This window comes from Erwinia sp. MMLR14_017, assembly GCF_033657285.1.
In the GTDB taxonomy this organism is placed as follows: domain Bacteria; phylum Pseudomonadota; class Gammaproteobacteria; order Enterobacterales; family Enterobacteriaceae; genus Erwinia.
Window position 1 is genome coordinate 1 of sequence record NZ_JAWVWP010000008.1, and the last position, 19,433, is coordinate 19,433.

Annotated in this window: 16 protein-coding genes and 1 rRNA gene; 3 read left to right on the forward strand and 14 right to left on the reverse strand. The window is 53.7% G+C overall.

The features are described 5' to 3' along the window. Both rrf and SD961_RS14000 read left to right on the forward strand, forming a co-directional pair. Positions 1 to 106 (forward strand): 5S ribosomal RNA (gene rrf, locus SD961_RS13995); the annotation flags it as partial. A gap of 347 nt (positions 107 to 453) precedes the next feature. Continuing rightward, positions 454 to 1,758: an MFS transporter gene (locus SD961_RS14000; RefSeq protein ID WP_318790959.1), complete on the forward strand. Its 1,305-nt coding sequence runs from the start codon at positions 454 to 456 to the stop codon at positions 1,756 to 1,758. Positions 1,759 to 1,863: 105 nt separating this feature from the next. On the opposite strand, the gene SD961_RS14005 is transcribed toward SD961_RS14000, so the two are convergent. The 5 genes from SD961_RS14005 to trxC all read right to left on the reverse strand — a co-directional run bounded on the left by SD961_RS14005 (position 1,864) and on the right by trxC (position 7,655). Then, entirely contained in the window at positions 1,864 to 2,184 is a 321-nt protein-coding gene (locus tag SD961_RS14005; RefSeq protein WP_318790960.1) for a YfiM family lipoprotein, read from the reverse strand. Between the two features lie 52 nt (positions 2,185 to 2,236). Beyond that, a complete protein-coding gene (pssA, locus tag SD961_RS14010; protein WP_318790961.1) occupies positions 2,237 to 3,592 on the reverse strand; it encodes a CDP-diacylglycerol--serine O-phosphatidyltransferase in 1,356 nt (451 codons plus the stop codon). A gap of 117 nt (positions 3,593 to 3,709) precedes the next feature. After that, the gene (locus SD961_RS14015) at positions 3,710 to 6,361 is read right to left on the reverse strand and encodes a bifunctional acetate--CoA ligase family protein/GNAT family N-acetyltransferase (RefSeq protein ID WP_318790963.1); all 2,652 of its coding nucleotides are present in this window, start codon (positions 6,359 to 6,361) and stop codon (positions 3,710 to 3,712) included. 80 nt (positions 6,362 to 6,441) lie between these two features. Continuing rightward, positions 6,442 to 7,149: a tRNA-uridine aminocarboxypropyltransferase gene (locus SD961_RS14020; protein WP_318790964.1), complete on the reverse strand. Its 708-nt coding sequence runs from the start codon at positions 7,147 to 7,149 to the stop codon at positions 6,442 to 6,444. Between the two features lie 86 nt (positions 7,150 to 7,235). After that, positions 7,236 to 7,655 (reverse strand): thioredoxin TrxC, encoded by a 420-nt coding sequence (trxC, locus tag SD961_RS14025; RefSeq protein WP_318790965.1) that lies wholly within the window; start codon positions 7,653 to 7,655, stop codon positions 7,236 to 7,238. Positions 7,656 to 7,912: 257 nt separating this feature from the next. On the opposite strand from trxC, the gene SD961_RS14030 reads away from it, so the two are divergent. Next, complete coding sequence (locus tag SD961_RS14030) at positions 7,913 to 8,944, forward strand: tRNA/rRNA methyltransferase (protein ID WP_318790966.1); 1,032 nt, start codon at positions 7,913 to 7,915, stop codon at positions 8,942 to 8,944. A gap of 56 nt (positions 8,945 to 9,000) precedes the next feature. Here the strand turns inward: SD961_RS14030 and emrB are convergent, their stop codons facing one another. The 9 genes from emrB to nrdF all read right to left on the reverse strand — a co-directional run bounded on the left by emrB (position 9,001) and on the right by nrdF (position 19,415). Next, the gene (gene emrB / locus SD961_RS14035; protein WP_412916683.1) at positions 9,001 to 10,536 is read right to left on the reverse strand and encodes a multidrug efflux MFS transporter permease subunit EmrB; all 1,536 of its coding nucleotides are present in this window, start codon (positions 10,534 to 10,536) and stop codon (positions 9,001 to 9,003) included. Between the two features lie 17 nt (positions 10,537 to 10,553). Continuing rightward, on the reverse strand, positions 10,554 to 11,726 hold the full coding sequence (gene emrA, locus SD961_RS14040; RefSeq protein WP_318790967.1) for a multidrug efflux MFS transporter periplasmic adaptor subunit EmrA: 1,173 nt from the start codon (positions 11,724 to 11,726) through the stop codon (positions 10,554 to 10,556). A 158-nt stretch (positions 11,727 to 11,884) separates the two neighbouring features. Then, positions 11,885 to 12,415: a transcriptional repressor MprA gene (gene mprA / locus SD961_RS14045; protein WP_318790968.1), complete on the reverse strand. Its 531-nt coding sequence runs from the start codon at positions 12,413 to 12,415 to the stop codon at positions 11,885 to 11,887. Positions 12,416 to 12,706: 291 nt separating this feature from the next. Next, positions 12,707 to 13,084, reverse strand: a complete 378-nt coding sequence (locus SD961_RS14050; RefSeq protein WP_318790969.1) for a hypothetical protein — start codon at positions 13,082 to 13,084, stop codon at positions 12,707 to 12,709. A 142-nt stretch (positions 13,085 to 13,226) separates the two neighbouring features. Further along, entirely contained in the window at positions 13,227 to 14,411 is a 1,185-nt protein-coding gene (locus SD961_RS14055; protein WP_318790970.1) for an MFS transporter, read from the reverse strand. Positions 14,412 to 14,582: 171 nt separating this feature from the next. Beyond that, entirely contained in the window at positions 14,583 to 15,575 is a 993-nt protein-coding gene (gene proX, locus SD961_RS14060; RefSeq protein ID WP_318790971.1) for a glycine betaine/L-proline ABC transporter substrate-binding protein ProX, read from the reverse strand. Positions 15,576 to 15,653: 78 nt separating this feature from the next. Beyond that, positions 15,654 to 16,865 (reverse strand): glycine betaine/L-proline ABC transporter permease ProW, encoded by a 1,212-nt coding sequence (gene proW / locus SD961_RS14065; RefSeq protein WP_318790973.1) that lies wholly within the window; start codon positions 16,863 to 16,865, stop codon positions 15,654 to 15,656. Further along, positions 16,862 to 18,058, reverse strand: coding sequence for a glycine betaine/L-proline ABC transporter ATP-binding protein ProV (gene proV / locus SD961_RS14070; protein WP_318790974.1), 1,197 nt, complete (start codon positions 18,056 to 18,058; stop codon positions 16,862 to 16,864). Before proV ends, proW begins: the two co-directional genes overlap by 4 nt. A 397-nt stretch (positions 18,059 to 18,455) precedes the next feature. Further along, positions 18,456 to 19,415 carry a class 1b ribonucleoside-diphosphate reductase subunit beta gene (gene nrdF / locus SD961_RS14075; RefSeq protein WP_318790975.1) on the reverse strand — a complete coding sequence of 320 codons (960 nt, stop codon included), beginning with the start codon at positions 19,413 to 19,415 and terminating at the stop codon, positions 18,456 to 18,458. Positions 19,416 to 19,433 lie beyond the last annotated feature (18 nt).

A 19,433-nucleotide genomic window follows, 5' to 3' on the forward strand; every position in this document is an offset into this window, starting at 1 on the left:
TTAGCGCGGTGGTCCCACCTGACCCCATGCCGAACTCAGAAGTGAAACGCCGTAGCGCCGATGGTAGTGTGGGGTCTCCCCATGCGAGAGTAGGGAACTGCCAGGCATTAAATAAAGCGATAACCCCGGCCGCAAGGCCGGGGTTTTTTGCGTCCGGGCGCCGTGAAAAAGCGGTGCGGGGCAGCGGCGTTACCCGCAGGTAAAGCCGGAGAGCGTCCGCAGGCGCGGCGTGATGCCCACCGGCGCGGAAGAAGAAAGAAAAGGGCCCCGCGCTGACGCACGGGGCCTTTTTTGTTTCTGTAAATTCTTCCTCTGTAATCCACTCTACTTCACAGTTTTGTAACAACAACACGAAAAACAAGTCGTTAACCGCCTGCCAGTAAGGTTTACTGCAGGTTGTTGTTTCACTTCTGTCGCTAATTATTAGCAAGGGATAAAAAAGAGGTTAATTATATGGCAGATGCCACATCACAACAGCAGCCTGACGTAGTGAAGGATGCTCTCAGCACGCGTCAAAGGATCTGGGCAATTGTTGGCGCTTCATCAGGGAACCTGGTGGAATGGTTTGATTTTTATGTCTATTCTTTTTGCTCACTCTATTTTGCCCACGTCTTTTTCCCCAGCGGTAATCCTACAACGCAACTGCTGCAAACGGCTGGCGTCTTTGCTGCAGGCTTTCTGATGCGACCGATTGGCGGCTGGCTGTTTGGCTACATCGGCGATAAGCACGGCCGTAAGAAATCGATGCTGATATCGGTTTGCATGATGTGCTTTGGATCGCTGGTCATTGCCTGCCTGCCGGGTTACGGAACAATTGGGGTCTGGGCACCCGCGCTTTTACTGCTGGCCCGCCTTTTCCAGGGACTTTCAGTCGGTGGGGAGTATGGCACCAGCGCAACCTATATGAGTGAAGTCGCGGTTGAGGGCAAAAAAGGATTTTACGCTTCCTTCCAGTACGTTACCTTGATCGGAGGGCAACTGCTGGCTCTTCTGACTGTCGTCGTGCTGCAGCAAATTCTCAGTGATGAAGAGCTTCGTAGCTGGGGCTGGCGCATTCCATTTGCGCTGGGCGCCGTGCTGGCAGTTGTGGCACTTTATCTGCGTCGTTCACTGAATGAAACTTCAGACAGCAAAACGCGTAAACATAAAGATGCTGGTTCTCTGAGAGGCCTGTGGAAAAATCGCCGTGCTTTTATCATGGTTCTGGGATTCACCGCAGGCGGTTCGCTGAGTTTCTACACCTTTACTACCTATATGCAGAAATATCTGGTGAATACCTCGGGCATGGATACCAGAACAGCAAGCGCCATAATGACCGCTGCACTGTTCATCTTCATGTTGATACAGCCTTTTATTGGCGCCTTGTCCGATAAGATTGGTCGTCGAAGCTCAATGCTGATCTTTGGCGGACTGGCAGCGATCTGTACCGTGCCAGTGCTGACGATGCTGCAAAGCGTTAACAGTCCCTGGCTTGCCTTTATGCTGGTGATGATTTCCCTGCTGATCACCAGTTTCTATACCTCAATCAGTGGGATCCTGAAGGCTGAAATGTTCCCGCCTGAAGTGCGTGCGCTGGGAGTGGGATTATCTTATGCGGTGGCTAATGCAGTATTTGGCGGATCGGCGGAGTACGTGGCACTGTCGCTGAAGGCGGCGGGCAGTGAAACCACCTTTTTCTGGTATGTCTCTGCTATGGGCGCGGTTGCTTTCCTGGTCTCACTGCTGCTGCACAGGAGAGGAAAGGGCATCAGGTTATAAGCAGCGGCTGATGCTCATCAGACAGCGTCTGTTACTGCAAAAGAAAGGAAGCGGCACCACGTAGTGACTGATGAGCAGAACATGCAAAAGAAAACGGCATCACTCTCAGCGGGTGATGTTCCATAGCGTATAGCCGGTGGCTGCACCGGCTATATCCCAGCTAAAATCCTTCCAGCTCCATCCCGTTCCGCCCTGACGACTGTCATAAAGTTCTTTCGCTGCGCCCAGGCTGATGGCAAACATCAGGCCAAAACTGGCGCTTCGGCCCTGGCTCCAGTGCTGCTTTTCACCGTAAGCGTTTCCGGCTGCGGTGAGAAAAGCGGAAGAGAAGAAGTGCTGCGCTTTATCTTTGCCACTCCAGCTGTCCTGAGCCATATGCGAACAGCCGGTACAGCAGAGAACTAACAGCAGCAGTAGTTTGCGCATAAAGCTTCCTGTAAAAAGGCCCCGTCACTGACAGGGCCTGAAAGAGGCGAACTTAAAGGATCCGGCTGATCAACCTGTCTATGCGGATCCTGCGCAGGCGGCGGATCAGCTTGCGCACTTTCAGCGGATAATCGGCAATGCTTTCCAGATCGCGGTAATGTTGCACGACCGTGGTATTCTGGCGGATCAACTCCAGCTCGCGGCTGCTTTGTGCAGTAAGCTGATGCAGGGGATCGTGGATTAAAATGGCATTTTCCAGATCCAGCCGCCAGGCGCGCGGATTGAGGTTATTGCCGGTAATCAACATCCATTCATCGTCAACCCACATGCCTTTGAGATGGTAACTGTTTTCACCCTCTTTCCACAGGCGCACGGTCAGCTGACCATTGGTAACGTAGTACTGCAGGCGGCTCAGGAAACGGCGAAGATTAATTTCATACAGATAAGGCAGCGCGCCGATAATTTTAAACGGCTGATCTTCAGGAATATAAAAATCATTAGCGGTTTTATCACCGACGATAATCTCAACTTCTCTTCCCTGCCGCAGCAGCCAGATTATGTTACGCACCAGAATGGCCGGCATATTGAAATAGGGCGTGCATAGCGTCAGCTTCTGCTCGGCACAGGGCATCAGATGGAAGATAGTCTTATTCAGCAGGCTACGTTTACCCAATCCCACCAGCGGCGTGACCGCCAACTGCTCGTTACTGGCGTTGCCCTTAAACTGATAATCAAACCCGCGCAGATCCTGACGGAACTGGCGCGTTTCATATTTGATTTCAGGACTCTTGGGACGTTCATGCTGATCGAGCCGGTGAACGGCTTCAGCCTGGATCAGATTGGTCTCTATCCAGTTGAACATGGTATCTGCGAGCGCAGGGTTGGTAATGAGATGATAGCGATCGTAACGGTATTTATCGTGCTGATGCAGATAGACATCGTTCAGGCTGGCACCGGTGTAAAAAAGCAGATCATCAATGATCGAACCTTTGAGGTGCAGAACACCCAGCGCTTCACGTGTGTTGACCGGCACGCCATAAACAGAAATTTTAATATCGGGATGATTGTCGGCCAGCTCGCAGTACCAGTCTGCATTGGTAGCGGTACGTGCGGCGCCAATGCGGCCACGCTGTGCACGATGCCAGTCAACCAGCACGCGGACATCCAGTTCAGGCCGAAGGCGCTTAGCTTCATACAGCGCTTCGAGGACGCTGCGCCCGCCATCATCGTTCTCAAGATAAAGCGCCACAATACAGATGCGCCTGGTGGCACCAGCGATTTTTTCCAGCAGAGTCTGGCGAAAATCAGCCGCTGAATACAACGTGCTGAAATCAGCCTCCGACTGAGCCAGTTTTGGCAGGTCCGCAAGGTGCTGTTGGTGTTTATTACGTTTAAATTTAGACAACATCACAGTGCGTATCTTCTCTGTTCATAGAATGGCCTTTTGCCATAAAATCATCACTATAACCGCGAATATTACCATTAGTTGGCCGCGATGGTTTTAGTTTTACGTTTCCAGACATTATCAGGATGCGCAAAGTGTGAGCGAAAGGCCCACAATACCGTCTTCAATTTGCACATCTACGGCAAAGCCAAGTTTACGCGCTAAGGCTATCATTCCCTGATTTCCCGGCATAGTAATGCCGTTTAACTGCTGCAAACCATGCTGCCGGGTATAAACAATCATTTTCTCTAATAACCGTCGGCCAAGGCCCAGACCTTTAAGATCCGAGCGCACCAGCACGGAAAACTCGGCATCAATATTATCAGCATCTGAAATTGCGCGCGTCACGCCGATAATCTCGTCTCGGCCGTGATATTTACGCACCGCAACAATTGCCATCTCCCGATCGTAGTCGATTTGCGTCATGTTAGCCAAATCGTCATGAGTGAACTCGTTGATCTCACTGAAGTAGCGATAATAGAGATCTTCTTTGGTTACCCGATCGATAAACTCTCTGAGCAAAGGCTCATCTTCCGGCAGGATAGGGCGAAACAGGCAGGAGTCGCCATTCTTTAAGGCTACCTGCTCTTCCAGCGCATGAGGGTAGGGGCGAATGGCCAGCCGTGCTTCCGGGTCACCCTTAAAATCAGCCAGCTGCATTGTCACATCGAGCAGTGAAAACTCACTGCCTGCGGCAAGCAGCGGATGAATATCCAGCCGGACAATTTCCGGGCAATCAACAATAAGGTTAGAAACCTGTACCAGCACCTGACTGATCCCGGCAATATCAAGCGGCTGAAGCGCGCTACGGCTGCGGATTTTGCCGCTTTTAATCGCCTGAATCACCAGATAGCGTGCCAGCGTCATATTAAGAGGAGGCAGGGCCACGACGGCCTGTTTGTCGGCCTGCCACTCGATTCCACCTTCGCCTAACATAATCATCGGGCCGAAAACCGGGTCCTGCTCGACAACAATCCGTAACTCCTGAGCACCGGCGCGATTAGCCATGCTCTGAACCAGCAGCCCGTGGATGCTGGCTTGCGGCCAGGCGAGTTTTACCCTGTCGATAATGGCTTCCGCAGCCTGCTGCACTTCGCTGGCGGTGCGCAGGTAGAGCATCACACCCTGAACTTCTGACTTATGGGGAATATCCGGGGAGCGAAGTTTCAGCGCCACAGGGTAGCCAATCTGACCGGCAATATGCACCGCTTCCACACTGTCGCTGGCTATCCAGGTCGGCAGCGTATTGAGGCCATAGGCTTGCAAAATAGCCTGAACTTCATGCGTATCCAGCGTGGAAGCCCCTTCGTCCAGCGCGGCACGGATCAACTGATGCGCCTCGGTGGTATTGGCCGTAAGATTAGCGGGCAAAGCGGGGGTCTCGCGAAGCTGCTTCTGGTTACGGCGATATTCCACCATATGCATAAAGGCGGTGACCGTGCCCTCGGGCGTTCGATAGGTTGGAATACCGGCATCACTAAACAATCTGCGTGCCTCGGGAGAAGAGAACTCCCCGCACCAGTTGGTCAGCAGCGTAAGTTGCTTTGCGCGGGGATGCTTCAGGATCGTTTCAATCAGCCGCTGCGCCGTTAACGTGGCGGGCGCCACGGCGCTTGGGGCGTGGATAATCATCAGCGCATCAATATCGGTGCTCTCCAGCAGCCGCGAGACAACCTGAATATAACGTTCAGGCGTGGCATCATCTTTTAAATCCAGCGGATTCCCTGCGTTTATCTCATCAGATAACAGATTTTGCAGATCGGTTAGTAGTTCCTCACTTAACTTCGCCAGCCTGCCGTTTCTCGCTTCTAAGGCGTCGAGGGCCAGTGCCGCAGGAGCCGCACCGTTACTGATAATCATCAGCCTTTCACCGCGTAAGGGACGCATGTGGCTCAAGGTCTCTACGGCGGAAAATAGCTCGTGGGTGTCCTGCACGCGCAGCAAACCGGCGCGCTGGATCGCTGCATCCCAGGCGGCATCAAGCCCTGCATGGGTTTTCAGTAATTGCTGTGCCTGCTGGCTGCGGCCGCTTTTGATCACCAGAATAGGTTTATTACGGGAAGCACTGCGGGCGGCTGAGACAAACCGGCGGGCATCGCTTAAATGCTCAAGGTAGAGCAAAATAGCGCTGGTTTTGCCGTCTCTTGCCAGGAAGTCCAGCAGATCGTCCGCATCAATATCCAGGCTGTCGCCCAGCGCAATAAACCAGGAGAAGCCCAGTTGCCGCTGTTGCGCCCAGTCCAGAATGGTATTAGAAACGGCGGCAGACTGGGAGATAAACGCCAGCTTGCCTTTCTGGATCGGCACGGGTGAAAAACTGGCGTTAAGTCCCTGCCACGGGGCCAGCAGACCCAGACTGTTGGGGCCAAGCAGACGGATTTGCCATTCGCTGGCGCACCGTTTCAGCGCCTCCAACTGGCTTGCCGGGGCGGAAAGAATAATGCAGGCCTTGCAGCCCCGTTCGCCCAGTTGGCGGAGCAATTCAAGGTTGCGGCTGGCATGAGTACAGAGAATAGCCAGATCAGGGGAGAGCGGCAGGCTGGCGATATCCGGCCAGGTAAGCACGCCGCAAACGGCTTTATATCTGGGATTAACTGGCAGTACAGGTCCATTAAATCCTCCCGCCAGCAGATTACGCATCATCAGATAACCCGCACGTTCCGGGCGGGAGGAGGCACCAATTACCGCTATCGATTTAGGTCGTAACAGGGCTTCTAATCCGCGCTGGCTCATTCTTGACTCCCTTGAAAAGATTCCCTGATTCTAACCTGTTCTGCCCACTCTGCCCGTTGTCATCAGTCAGAATAAAACGATCACGGGCAGGATTCCGGGTGCTGGGCCGCATTTTGATGAACCGGATGATGCGGTTTACCAGCCAGATAGCGCTGGCGGAACAGATCGAAATGGCTGAACAGCGCCTCCCCGGCGGCGGTATCACCAGCCTGCAGCAGTAATTCAGCGGCAACTTCAGCAGTACAGTGCTGACCTTCCGCGTGTACCTCGCGAAGCTGGTAATTTGAGGGGCGGTTAAGCGTCAGTGACATAACCGGTAATCTGTCCAGCCATGGACTTTTGCGGAACATCTTTCGCGCCTCGGTCCAGGTGCCATCCAGCATAATGAAAAGAGGCGGCTTGCCGCTCATCGGCGGGTGATTTATCACCGGTCGCCCGGCATCGGCGTAGGACTCAGGAAAAACCACCAGAGGCTGCACGTCCGCATTCTCTACCGCTGCCAGCATCGCTGGATCGGGCTCGGTACGTGACCAGCCAAACGCCTGTGTATCAGGAAGAATATCCGCAATCAGCCGTCCTGTATTACTGGGCTTCATCGGCTCGGTATCAAACATCACCAGGCAGAAACGGCTGCGGGCCTGTTGAGGTTGCAGCGTGGCGCACAGGCAATTTCGCTGCGGAAGCAGGCAGCGCTGGCAGCGAACGGTGCGGTTGCCGCGGGCAAGAAAAGGACGGGTGGCGCGGGCAAGACGTTCAGCGCGCAGGCGCAGGACAGCGTTATCAGTCATGGGAGCGAATTCAGGGAAAACGCTATTCTAGCGGAAACGGGGCGGGAGCAGTAGTGGTCAGGCAGGCCTGACCACTAAGCAGCGTATCAAAGGTTTTCGTCAAGCCACGACTCAAACGGGGCTTTCGGCATCGCGCCGTTAAGCATATCTACCATCTGGCCCTGTTTAAAGACCATAATTGTAGGGATGCTGCGGATACGAAAACGGGCGCTGAGTTCTGGTTCCGCTTCAGTATTCACCTTTAAAAAGCGGATCTTACCGCTGCGCTCTTCCGCCACATTTTTATAAACCGGTGCGAAGTTAACGCAAGGACCACACCAGGGTGCCCAGAAGTCGACAACAACAGGCAGGTCGTCCTGCAGATATTTATCCAGGGTTGCCGTAGTGGCATTGATCACTTCGCCGGCAAAAAGAGGAGTGCCGCAGCGACCGCATTTTGCGCCTTCAGCCACGCGCTCTGGCGGAACGCGATTCGTCGCCTGGCATGAACTACAAACCGTATTCATTGTTTCACCTCGGTGATGATTAAGGGTAAGCATTCACTTACCGCATTCCTGAGTCATAGCTGATAATTATGCGTGTCCGGCTTGCTGGCAACAAAGAGATTTGTTCGATGGGTATAATAGGCGGTGACTGACAGCCTTACCAATTGGTGGCATCCTGCCCGGATGCTGCACAACAGACGCTTTTAGTGGAAGTTAATAGCTAAGCGGCGTCACATCAGGTACTCTGCGCGCTTCGCGCTCAGCCAGGTGGAGGGAAAATGAACGACGAATTTAAAGGTAAAAGCGGTAAAGTCAAAGTGATGTATGTCCGCAGTGAAGACGAGAGTAACAAAGGCGGGGCAAATCCCCGTACCGGTAAAGGTGGACCTCGTCAGGATGGCAGTCGTCGTCCTTCACGCAATACAGAAAGCAAGCCGCGTGGCGGGCGCGATCGCGACGTAGCACCGGGTGAATCACCATGGCGCACGGTTTCACGCGCGCCGTCAGCACCCAATGATGATAAACCGGATCACGGTGGTATCAGCGGGAAAAGCTATGTTGACCCGGAGCAGATCCGTCGTCAGCGTCAGGAAGAGACGCGCGTGTATGGCGAAAACGCCTGCCAGGCGCTATTCCAGAGCCGCCCGGACTGTATCGTGCGTGCCTGGTTTGTCCAGGAAGTGACCCCGCGTTTTCGCGAGGCGCTGAAATGGATGGCGGCTAACCGTAAAGCGTATCATGTGGTGGATGAGGCCGAACTGGCTAAAGCGTCCGGCACTGAGCACCACGGTGGCGTCTGCTTCCTGATCAAGAAACGCTCCGGTATGCCAGTGAGTGAGTGGCTGGCAAACGCGGGTGAGAAAGATTGCGTATTGGCGCTGGAGCAAATTGGCAATCCGCACAACCTGGGCGGCATGATGCGCAGCTGTGCGCACTTCGGCGCGAAAGGTGTGCTGGTGGATGATGCTTCCTTACTGGAGTCCGGTGCAGCAGTGCGCACGGCAGAAGGCGGGGCCGAGCATGTTCAGGCGATCAGTGGCGAAAGCTTTGTGGCGGGTCTGAACGCTTTCCGTAAAGCGGGCTACACCATTGTCACCACATCCAGCCACAAAGGCACGCCGTTAGCGCAGGCAGAACTGCCCGCTAAGATGGTGCTGGTGCTGGGCCAGGAAAGCGATGGTTTGTCAGACAGTACCTGGCAACAGGGCGATCTGAGCGTCTCCATCGGTGGAACAGGCAACGTGGAAAGTCTGAACGTTTCTGTGGCAACCGGCATTCTGCTTGCAGAGTGGTGGCGTCAGAACGCTTAAGCTGTTGCTGATATGAAAAACGGGCCCCGCAAGGGCCCGTTTTTTTTGGCTTATTATCAGTGCGCTCCGCCGCCGCCGCCGCCAGAACTGAACGGTGGACGGGCAAACCAGATCACCACCAGCAGCACCAGGAATATGCCTGCAGAGACCCAGAAAATCTCGTTTGCGGAGATAATCAGACCCTGGTTAGTGATCTGCTGCGCTATCCAGGAGGAGGCCTGGTCGTGCGTCATACCCAGCTGTTCCAGCTTGCTGTACATCTCCTGCGAGTTAACGTTGTAAGGGTTTACAGACTCGCTGAGATAGCTGTGGTGCATCGATTCTCTGTCCGTCCACAGCGTGGTGGTTATCGATGTTCCGATAGAACCTGCCAGCGTTCGCGTAAAGTTGGACAGACTGGAAGCCGCCGCCATCCGTTCAGGCGGCAGCCCGGACAGGGTGATAGTGGTCAGCGGCATAAAGAAGCAGGCCACGGCAAATCCCTGAATAAACTGCGGCCACGCAGAGGCCCCAAAGTTCATCCCCGGCTCAAACGTATAGGCTCGCCAGTAGAAACATACGGCATACATAATGAAGCTGAAGGTGACCAGCTTTCGCATATCCAGCTTATGTGCGAACCGGCCAATAATGGGCGACAGGATCACCGGTATTATTCCCACCGGCGCCGATGCCAGACCCGCCCAGGTTGCCGTGTAGCCATAGACCTCCTGCAACAATTGCGGTAACAGCACTATTGAGCCGAAGTAGAGCATATAGGCGAGGCTTATCGACACGCAGCCAATGGTGAAGTTTCGCGATTTGAATAGCGAGAGATCCACTATCGGATGATCGTCCGTCAGCTCCCAGACCAACAGCACAAGGAGCGCGATGACCGCCAGCACCGTCAATACTACTATTTCTGGCGAGCTGAACCAGTCCAGCTCTTTACCCCGGTCCAGCATGATCTGCAGCGAACCAATACCCACCACCAACAGAACCAGACCCACAGTATCAATAGGCCGGACCACCGTTGCCGTCTCCCGGTTTCGCAGGGTTTGCAGCGTCAGCATCACCACCACAACGCCTATCGGCACGTTGATAAAGAAGATCCAACCCCAGTGATAGTTATCGCTGATCCAGCCGCCCAGAATCGGACCGCAGATAGGCGCAACGATCACCGTCATCGCCCATAATGACAGGGCGATACTTCGCTTGGCTGGGGGGTAATTATTGAGCAGTAAACTCTGTGAGAGCGGGATCAGCGGACCAGCCACCACGCCCTGGACCACACGGAAGAAGATCAGCATTGTCAGGCTGTCGGACATGCCGCACAGCCAGGAGGCCACGGCAAAGGCTGCCGTGGACCACAGAAACAGCTTTACTTCACCTACACGTTTCGCCAGCCAGCCGGTAATGGGGATCGAAATGGCGTTAGCCACCCCAAACGAAGTAATGACCCAGGTACCCTGCGAGTTTGATGCCCCCAGGTTCCCGGCGATAGTCGGAATAGCCACGTTAGCGATGGTGGAGTCCAGCACCTGCATAAACGTGGCCAGCGACAACGCGATGGTCATCAGAACAAGCTGAGTTCCCTCAAGCGGTTTTTGTGCCACAACAGCCTCCCGCTTTTTCAGCCTGCATTGGCGCGGATGATATCGGCAATCATCTGATTAGCTGGCGCTAAATCCAGTGCCAGCGCGTTGGTTTCATAGGCCGGCGCTGAACGCACGCTGGTGGCCAGCACTCCACCTTCGGTACTGGCGGTATCGATGTTCACCAGCGTCGACAGTCCGATACGCAACGGATGTTTAGCCACTTCTTCAGCATCCAGCTCAATACGGACCGGCAGACGCTGAACGACTTTAATCCAGTTGCCCGTAGCGTTCTGCGCTGGCAGCAGTGAGAAGGCGCTGCCTGTTCCCATATCCAGGCCAACCACTTTGCCGTGGTATTCCACATCGTCGCCATAAATATCACTGACCACCGTGGCTGGCTGCCCGATTCGCACGCCTGCCAACTGGGTCTCTTTGAAGTTGGCATCCACCCACAGATTGTGGGCCGGGACAACGGCCAGCAGTGGCGTGGTAGAGGTAATTTGCGAGCCAACCTGCACGCTGCGGCGGGAGACATAGCCATCAATCGGGCTGACTACGTCGGTGCGCTGTAACGCCAGCCAGGCATCACGTAACTCTGCCGCACTCTGTTTAACCGCAGGCTGATTTTCCAGCGAAGTGTTAAGGACCATCGCCTGGTTAGCATTGAACTGCTGCATAGCAACATCAAGCTGCGCTTTGGCGGTAGCCACGGCATCACGCGCATGCTGCAGGTCTTCACGGCCTATCAGATTAGCGGCACCTAATGGCTCACGCCGTTTAAGATCTGACTGCGCCTGCTCAAGAGCGGTTTTTTGCAGATCGATACTGGCCTGATACTGGCGGCCATTGATGATCAGCTGATGCGTCTGGCGAACGGTAGTGGCCAGCGCCGTCTGCGCTTTTTCAAAGGCCTGCTCCGCATCCGTTTTATCCAGCGAAACCAGCACATCCCCTTTTTTGACGTAATCGGTATTATCAAACCACACCTTATTTACGCTGCCAGCAACCTGCGCCATGACCTGCGCCTGGTTACCTGCGACATAAGCATCATCGGTTTCCTGGTAATGGCGCAGCACCATAAACCAGTACACCAGATACGCCACCCCGATAAGAATGAACAGCGCAGCCAGAAAAATTAACGCTATTTTACGTTTTTTCTTTTTATTGGCTGGCGGTTGCGGGCTGACGTTCTCCGCGTTTGCACTCATTTTCTTCTCCACTTATCCATGCCATCGGGTAATAACTCTGGTCATTCCCGGATTCTAAAATGCCAGCGCGTTAGCGCTGGCATAAGTCAAAAATTCGCGGTTTAACATAGCGGTTACTGGCAGGCGGGTCGTCGCACAATATGCTATTGCCGAAAAGGTTACCGGGAAAGGGCCGTTACCACTTCTTCTTCATCCATCTGATCGAGGCGGTTCAGTAATTTGCGGGTAATGCCTTCCAGCTGTGATTTCTCGGAAGCATTCAGAGAAGACCACAATAACTGCAGCGATTTGTGCTGAGGAGGCAGCAACTGGCGCAGGAATTCATGGCCTTTTTCAGTCAGGTGCAGATGCAGACAACGACGGTCGTTGTCGCTCTCGCGGCGCTCAATCCAGCCGCGTTTTTCCAGCTCATCCGCGATACGGGTGGCGTTAGTCCGGGAAGAACCCAGCGCTGCGCTGAGTTCGGAGGGCTGAATGCTGTGATCTTCCTGGGCATCCAGGGTAATCAGAGCCATAAACAACGTCTCGTTAATCCCCTGAGCCTTGAGCATCTTGTTGCGGTTTTCCAGCAATTTGCTCTGCATATGCATACAGAGACGGGTCAGCATAATTTCCTGTAAAGGGAAATCTTTCTGACGGTTAGCACGGAAATTTAGCATCTGTTCAATGGGGGTAAACGAACTTTCCATCTGGGAACCTCATAAGTTGCAACTGGTATCGTAACGATGGTGAAGGGTCAATAACGCATTCCTGGCGGCAAGGCCTACTCGCAAGCCGACGGGCACCATCAGTAATTTCCAGGTCACTCCATAACCCAGGGCGCTCAGCAGTCCGTGAAAGAAGACTGCGGGTGTGATAAAGGGTCATACCGGACCGGCCAAAATCCCTGCGGGAGGGCCAAAGGCGCGCTAAACCATTCAGTCGCTGTTTCCCACTGTTTTTGATCTTCAGTGAGAAGGCTGACTCGTCTGGCTTACTTCTCATGCGCTGTCACTCTGCAAAAAGGCGGAGTGTTTATAGTGGGATGTCCGTGGGAAAAACCAGGCGCGAAAGAGAGCCTTTACGCCGCTTTCCGGCACACCCTGTAACAAGTTTGCATACGTCACCAGCCCATGCTGAAAAGCACACAGCGCGCTCTGCTGACGAAGCGGCAGAGTGGGAAAACAGAGCAGAGCCGGTGAGAGGCGTGACAAACGGCGGACGGTGGTACTAAGATAACTCAAGCCCGGCGAAGTTAAGCCAGAGATGGTCTTAATCAGGTGGTAAACATGGTTGACAGGCAGAAAACCTGTCTGGCTTTTCACCACAAAGATCTGACCTTCATCACTGTTGCCCCGTTCATCAATGTACTCAGCCATTTTGAACGTCTTCCTGCCTGTGACTTAATAGTTTCATACGAAAAAATAACCGATCTGAATAAGTGCAAGCTAACCATACCAGAGTGTGTAACCGCTTAACAGGGCAGTAAGCCGGAAATTTACGCTATTTACTATTTGCAGGCTAAGGAGTAGCCAGCTCATTATGTGAGCCTCGCCACCAGCACAACAGATTAAGTATGGTTAAGAGTGCCCCGGCTGCGCAAACGCCCAGCCAGCCTGCATGTTGATAAGCCGTGGCTGAAACCAGTGAGCCTATTGCTCCGCCGATAAAGTAGCTGGTCATATAACCTGCAGTTAGGCGATTACGCGCTTCCGGCATCTGGCGATAGATAACGCTCTGATTTGTAATATGAACGCCCTGGACAGCCAGATCCAGCAGGATGATACCAATGATTAATGCGACCAGCGAATGACTCCCCAACGCGGTAATGGCCCATGAGAACAGCATAATCAATAAACCAGCGGTAGTGGTGAGGCGGGCCTTACCTTTATCGGCCAGCGATCCAGCCTGGCGCGCCGCAAGCGCCCCAGCGGCACCCACCAGACCCAGTAAGCCAATCATCCCCTCTGAATAGCCATAAGGTGGAGAGGCGAGCAAAAATGCCATAGAGGTCCAGAGTACGCTGAAGTTGGCAAAGGCAAGGCAGCCGACCATGGCGCGGGTGCGTAAAAGGGGCGTTGTGGCATAGAGGCTGAATATCGACTTCAGCAGTTGACCATAACTGAGGGAGACGGATTGCTGGTAGCGCGGCAGAACGCGCCACAGCGCCAGCGCCATCAGGACCATCAGTCCGCTGGCCACCCAGTAGACGGTGCGCCAGCCCCCTATTTGTGCCAGCCCGCCGGCAACGGTTCGCGCCAGCAGGATCCCCAACAGCAGGCCGCTCATTACCGTACCCACAACCTTACCTCTCTTCTCCGGCGCTGCCAGCGTGGCGGCTAAAGGTACCAGGATTTGCGCCACCACCGAGAAAAGCCCGGTCAGAACCGTGCCCAGCAGCATGATGGGCAGCGTGGGGGAAAGGGCGGTTATCACCATTCCCCCTGCAGCCAGCAGGCTCATGCCGACAATCAGTCCCCGCCGTTCCAGCATATCGCCCAGCGGGACCAGCAGCAGCAGCCCGGCGGCATAGCCTAGCTGAGCCGTAGTGACAATAAAGCCAGCCTGGTTAACGGAGAGATGAAAAGTGCGGGCAACCGTTTCCAGCAAAGGCTGTACATAATAGTTGCAGGCCACAGATAAGCCCGTTGCCACGGACATCAGAAGAACAAGGGAAGGGGTAAGACTGGCTTGCGGGGATTTCATGGCGCTCAGTAAAGTAGTAATAATTTTAACGTAATAGTAACTGAAATGACTATTTTGCTCACAGGTTAATTGCAGCCAATGTGCAGAATAAAAAAAGGGGGACGCCAGCGTCTCCCCTTATTCAATTACTTTCACCGCTTATACAGCAGTGAGCATCAACTCAGCTCAGGCTTACTGAGTTGCAGCTGTGGCATCTTTTATCCAGCCGTCAAACTGCGCCTGGTGGGCTTTGATCCAGCCATCAACATGGGCGTTGATATCCGCTTCGGAAGACTGGCCCTGATGCATGCGTGAGTTTTGCGCATTGATATCAGCAATAGGCAGCTTCATTTCGGAAAAGAGTTTTGCCGCAGCAGGGTTTTTCTCAGCCCAGGCCTTGTTCGCCACGATATGCATGGTGTTTACCGGGAAACCATAGTTCGCACCGTTTGGCAATTTGGTATCAATATCTTTTTGTTCGCCAGGCATTGAGGAGAACGGCACCTGCAACCAGACGGTATCGCGACCAGGCACTAACACATCGCTGACCCAGTAAGGCGTCCAGGTGTAATAGAGGATCGGCTTACCTTGTTTAAAGCGGGTAATGGTATCGGCGATCAGGGCGGCGTAGTTCCCCTGATTGTGCTCAACGGTATTGCTCAAATCAAAAGCTTTGATTTGGTGATTGATGACCGCTTCGCAGCCCCAGCCCGGCGTACAGCCGGTCAGATCGGCCTTGCCATCATTATTAGTGTCAAACAGTTTGGCGATTTTGGGATCTTTCAACTGATCGATGCGGGTAATATGGTATTTTTCAGCGGTTTTTTTGTCGATCAGATAACCCTGGGCTGCGCCCTGAACGTAGGTGCCTTGACGGTAGAACTTCTTGTCACCACCGGCGGCTTCATACATATCATCGTGCAGCGGTTGCCAGTTGGTGGCGATAAAGGTGGCATCACCGGAAGCAATCGAAGTATAGGCAACGTTGTAATCCACTTCACCCGGCTCTTCAACGGTATAACCCAGCTTCTCCAGGCCACGGCTGACCAGCAGGGTCTGGAAGGTCTCTTCCGAAATGGTGCTTTGCAATGGCTTAACGGTAATGCCTTTACCGGGCAGGTCAGCGGCGGAAACCTGAGTGGCAACCAGAGTCGTCAATGCGGCGGCTAATAATGCTTTACGCATGGGGTATCCTTATTTTAAGTGATTCTTGGCGTAGGCAGCGAACAGCCTGCAGGGCAGGCCATTCGCTACAGAAAGGTTTTACTTAATAAACGGACGGGTAAACAGACCCAGTGGTCCTGTAGCGTACCAGCGGCGTGGCCCACGGCTACGGCTGTCACGGCCAACGGATTGTGTCAGGCGGTCAAGAATAATGGCCAGGATAACAATGCCGACGCCGCCTACGGTAGCCAGTCCCATATCCAGACGGCCAATCCCGCGCAGCACCATCTGACCGAGACCGCCTACGGCGATCATCGAAGCAATCACCACCATCGACAGCGCCAGCATCAGCGTCTGGTTGACACCGGCCATAATGGTTGGCATCGCCAGCGGTAGCTGAACCTTGAAGAGCATCTGACGCGGACTGGCACCGAAAGACTCGCTGGCCTCAATCAAATCGGCCGGTACTTGCTTGATGCCCAGAATGGTCAGACGAACAATGGGCGGCAGGGCAAAGATGATGGTGACCACCACCCCCGGCACGTTACCAATGCCGAACAGCATGACGATCGGCACCAGATAGACGAAGGCCGGGGTAGTCTGCATCGCATCCAGTAGCGGGCGTATAATCTTTGCTGCCCGCTCAGATCTCGCCAGCCAGATCCCCAGCGGCAAGCCGATAATAATGCAGAACAGCAGCGCGGTCAGAACCAGCGCCAGCGTCACCATCGCCTGCGACCAGGCACCAATCGCGCCAATAGCAATCAGCGACACCAGCGTGGCGATGCCCATGCCAAGGCTGGACATCTGCCAGGCGATCAGCGCAAAAACGATAATCGCCACCGGCGCGGGCATACCCAACAGCAACTGCTGGAAAGCGCTGAGAATATAGTCAACCGGAACACGAATGCCCTGAAACAGCGGACGAAAATGGGTGACGACCCAGTCGATGCCCGTCGTCACCCAGCTGTCCAGCGGGATCAGGGTTTTATGGAACGGATCAAGAATATTGAAGTGTTCAACTTGCGGTGTCGGTGCGCTGTTTAACCAGTCGCTGCCGCTGGCAGCGGCCGCATCATGCCCCCCTGAAGCTCCACCCCAGGCATCTCCGCCGGATGGCGCGGCATCAGCCGGTGCGGAAGAGGCGCCGCCATCGCTGGGCGCGGCTGTAGACCAGGGATCGCTGCTGCCTGCCGCAGACGGAGCGCTGTCAGTCGCTGGCGCAGCAGCCTGAGCGGCATCGGTAGCCGGTGCGGCAGAAGGCTGGCTGGCTGCCGCCCATGGATCGGTTGCGGTAGTTTGTTCACTCATTGCTGGCCTCCTTCGCGGTCTAATGCCTGTAGTAACGTGCCTTTAGAGATAATCCCGATGTACTGGTTCTCTTCACCAACGATGGGAACGGCGCAGGGCGCCTGCGCCACGTGAGAGAGCAGATCGTTCAGCGAGGTATCGCCGGGCATCGCTACGGGCGCGGGAAGGATAGCGCCATCAAGACCTTCACCTGAAACCAGCGCGGCTTTCAGTGAATCAGTGGAAACAATGCCGACAAAACGCTGCTTCTCCAGGATATAGCCATACTCGCGGTCATCATCCTGCAATAATTTCAGGGCGGAACGGGGGCCAAAACCTGGCGTTTTGCGCATCAGCGAGCCAGCACCACGACGGGCAATATCTTTTGCGCTGAAAACGTGACTGATATCCACGCCGCGGAAGAAGGTGCGCACATAATCATTGGCCGGGTTATTCAGGATTTCATCAGGCGTGCCCACCTGCACCACTTCACCGCCCTGCATAATGGCAATACGATCGCCAATACGCATCGCCTCATCCAGATCGTGGGAAATAAAGACGATAGTGCGCTGGTGGCGAGATTGCAGCTTAACCAGTTCATCCTGCATTTCGGTGCGGATCAAAGGATCAAGTGCTGAGAAAGCTTCATCCATCAATAATATATCCGGATTTATCGCCAGCGCACGGGCTAAGCCAACGCGCTGACGCATGCCGCCAGATAATTCATCGGGATAAGCATGGGCATAATTATCCAGACCAACCTGACGTAGGGCATCCAGCGCTTTTTCCTGACGTTCCTGTAGCGGAATGCCAGCTAATTCCATCCCGAAAGCGGCATTATTTAATACGGTCATATGCGGCATTAAGGCAAAGGACTGGAATACCATACTGATCTTATTTCTGCGCACTTCACGAAGCTCGCTGTCAGATATTTTTGCAATATCGACACCGTCAATAATGACCTGACCTCTGGTAGGTTCTATCAGACGATTGAGAAGGCGAACCATAGTGGATTTCCCTGAACCGGATAGCCCCATGATCACAAATATCTCGCCTTCTTCAATGGCCAGACTGGCATCTTTTACGCCAAGAGAAAGCCCTGTTTTCTCAAGTAATGCCTCTTTACTTATCCCTTTATCGATCAGCTTAAAAGCACGATCGGGATTTTCCCCAAATACCTTATATAAATTTTTAACTTCAAGTTTAATTGCCATGCAATATTTAAATTCCTTGTTTGCGGTTAATTTTCTTATATTTCTTATTTGTCCTGGTGGAATATTAGCGGCCTATACCCTCGCACATTTGGCACCCTGAGACAACCCTGGGCGGGCGCAACAGGAAATAACAAGTAGACCATCATCTCTAAAAATTCCAGTAGGGGTAAGGGATTGCAGGGAATTGAGGCAGGTGAAAAAAAAGTAAATATTTCGCCCTCAATGCGCCTGCCGGGGGCCATATATTGCTCTGCAAGAGGGCGGTTTAGCGTCAAATAAAGTGCCTTTAATCGTTATCAGGCTGTCACTTTTTTTAGTTGAACGACTGATTAATAATAAATTAATTGCAGCGGGCAGGAGAAAAAGCGGCTGTGGTCAGTAGCCACTCAGCAGGGGACTAAAAGTTCCAGTCTTCATCTTCGGTTTCGACCGCTTTTCCCATTACATAGGACGATCCTGAACCCGAGAAGAAATCATGGTTTTCATCCGCATTTGGCGAAAGAGCGGCAAGAATCGCAGGGTTGACGTCGATCATTTCAGCCGGGAACAGGGCCTCATAGCCGAGATTCATTAACGCTTTATTGGCATTGTAATGGAGGAATTTTTTCACCTCTTCACTCCAGCCTACGCCCTCATAGAGCGCCTCGGTGTAGTCCAGTTCGTTTTCATAGAGTTCCAGCAGTAAATCAACCGCAAACTGTTGGAGTTCTGCTTTACGCGCCGCACTCTGTTTCTCCAGCGATTTCTGGAACTTATAGCCAATATAGTAGCCGTGAACCGCTTCATCTTTGATAATCAGACGGATCAGGTCAGCGGTGTTGGTCAGCTTGCCGCGGCTGGACCAGTACATCGGCAGGTAAAAGCCGGAATAGAACAGGAAAGATTCCAGAAACACGCTGGCGATTTTTTTCTTCAGCGGATCGTCATGATGGTAGTGCTTAAGGACGATCTCCGCTTTGCGCTGAAGTGGCTGGTTCTCCTCACTCCAGAGATAGGCGGCATCCACATCGCTGGTGTGACACAGCGTAGAAAAAATCGAGCTGTAGGAGCGCGCGTGAACGGCTTCCATAAAGCTGATATTGGACATCACGGCTTCTTCATGGGGCGTTACCGCATCCGCCATCAGCGCGGGCGCACCCACACTGTTCTGAATAGTGTCCAGCAGCGTCAGGCCGGTGAATACCCGGATCGTCAACTGCTGCTCTTCAGCACTCAGGCCGTTCCAGGCAGGAATGTCATTAGAGAGCGGGACTTTTTCCGGCAGCCAGAAATTAGCGGTAAGGCGGTTCCAGACTTCCAGATCTTTATCATCCTCAATCTGGTTCCAGTTAATGGCGTGCACACGTTTTAATTTCATATCTTCTCTTTCGGGGCG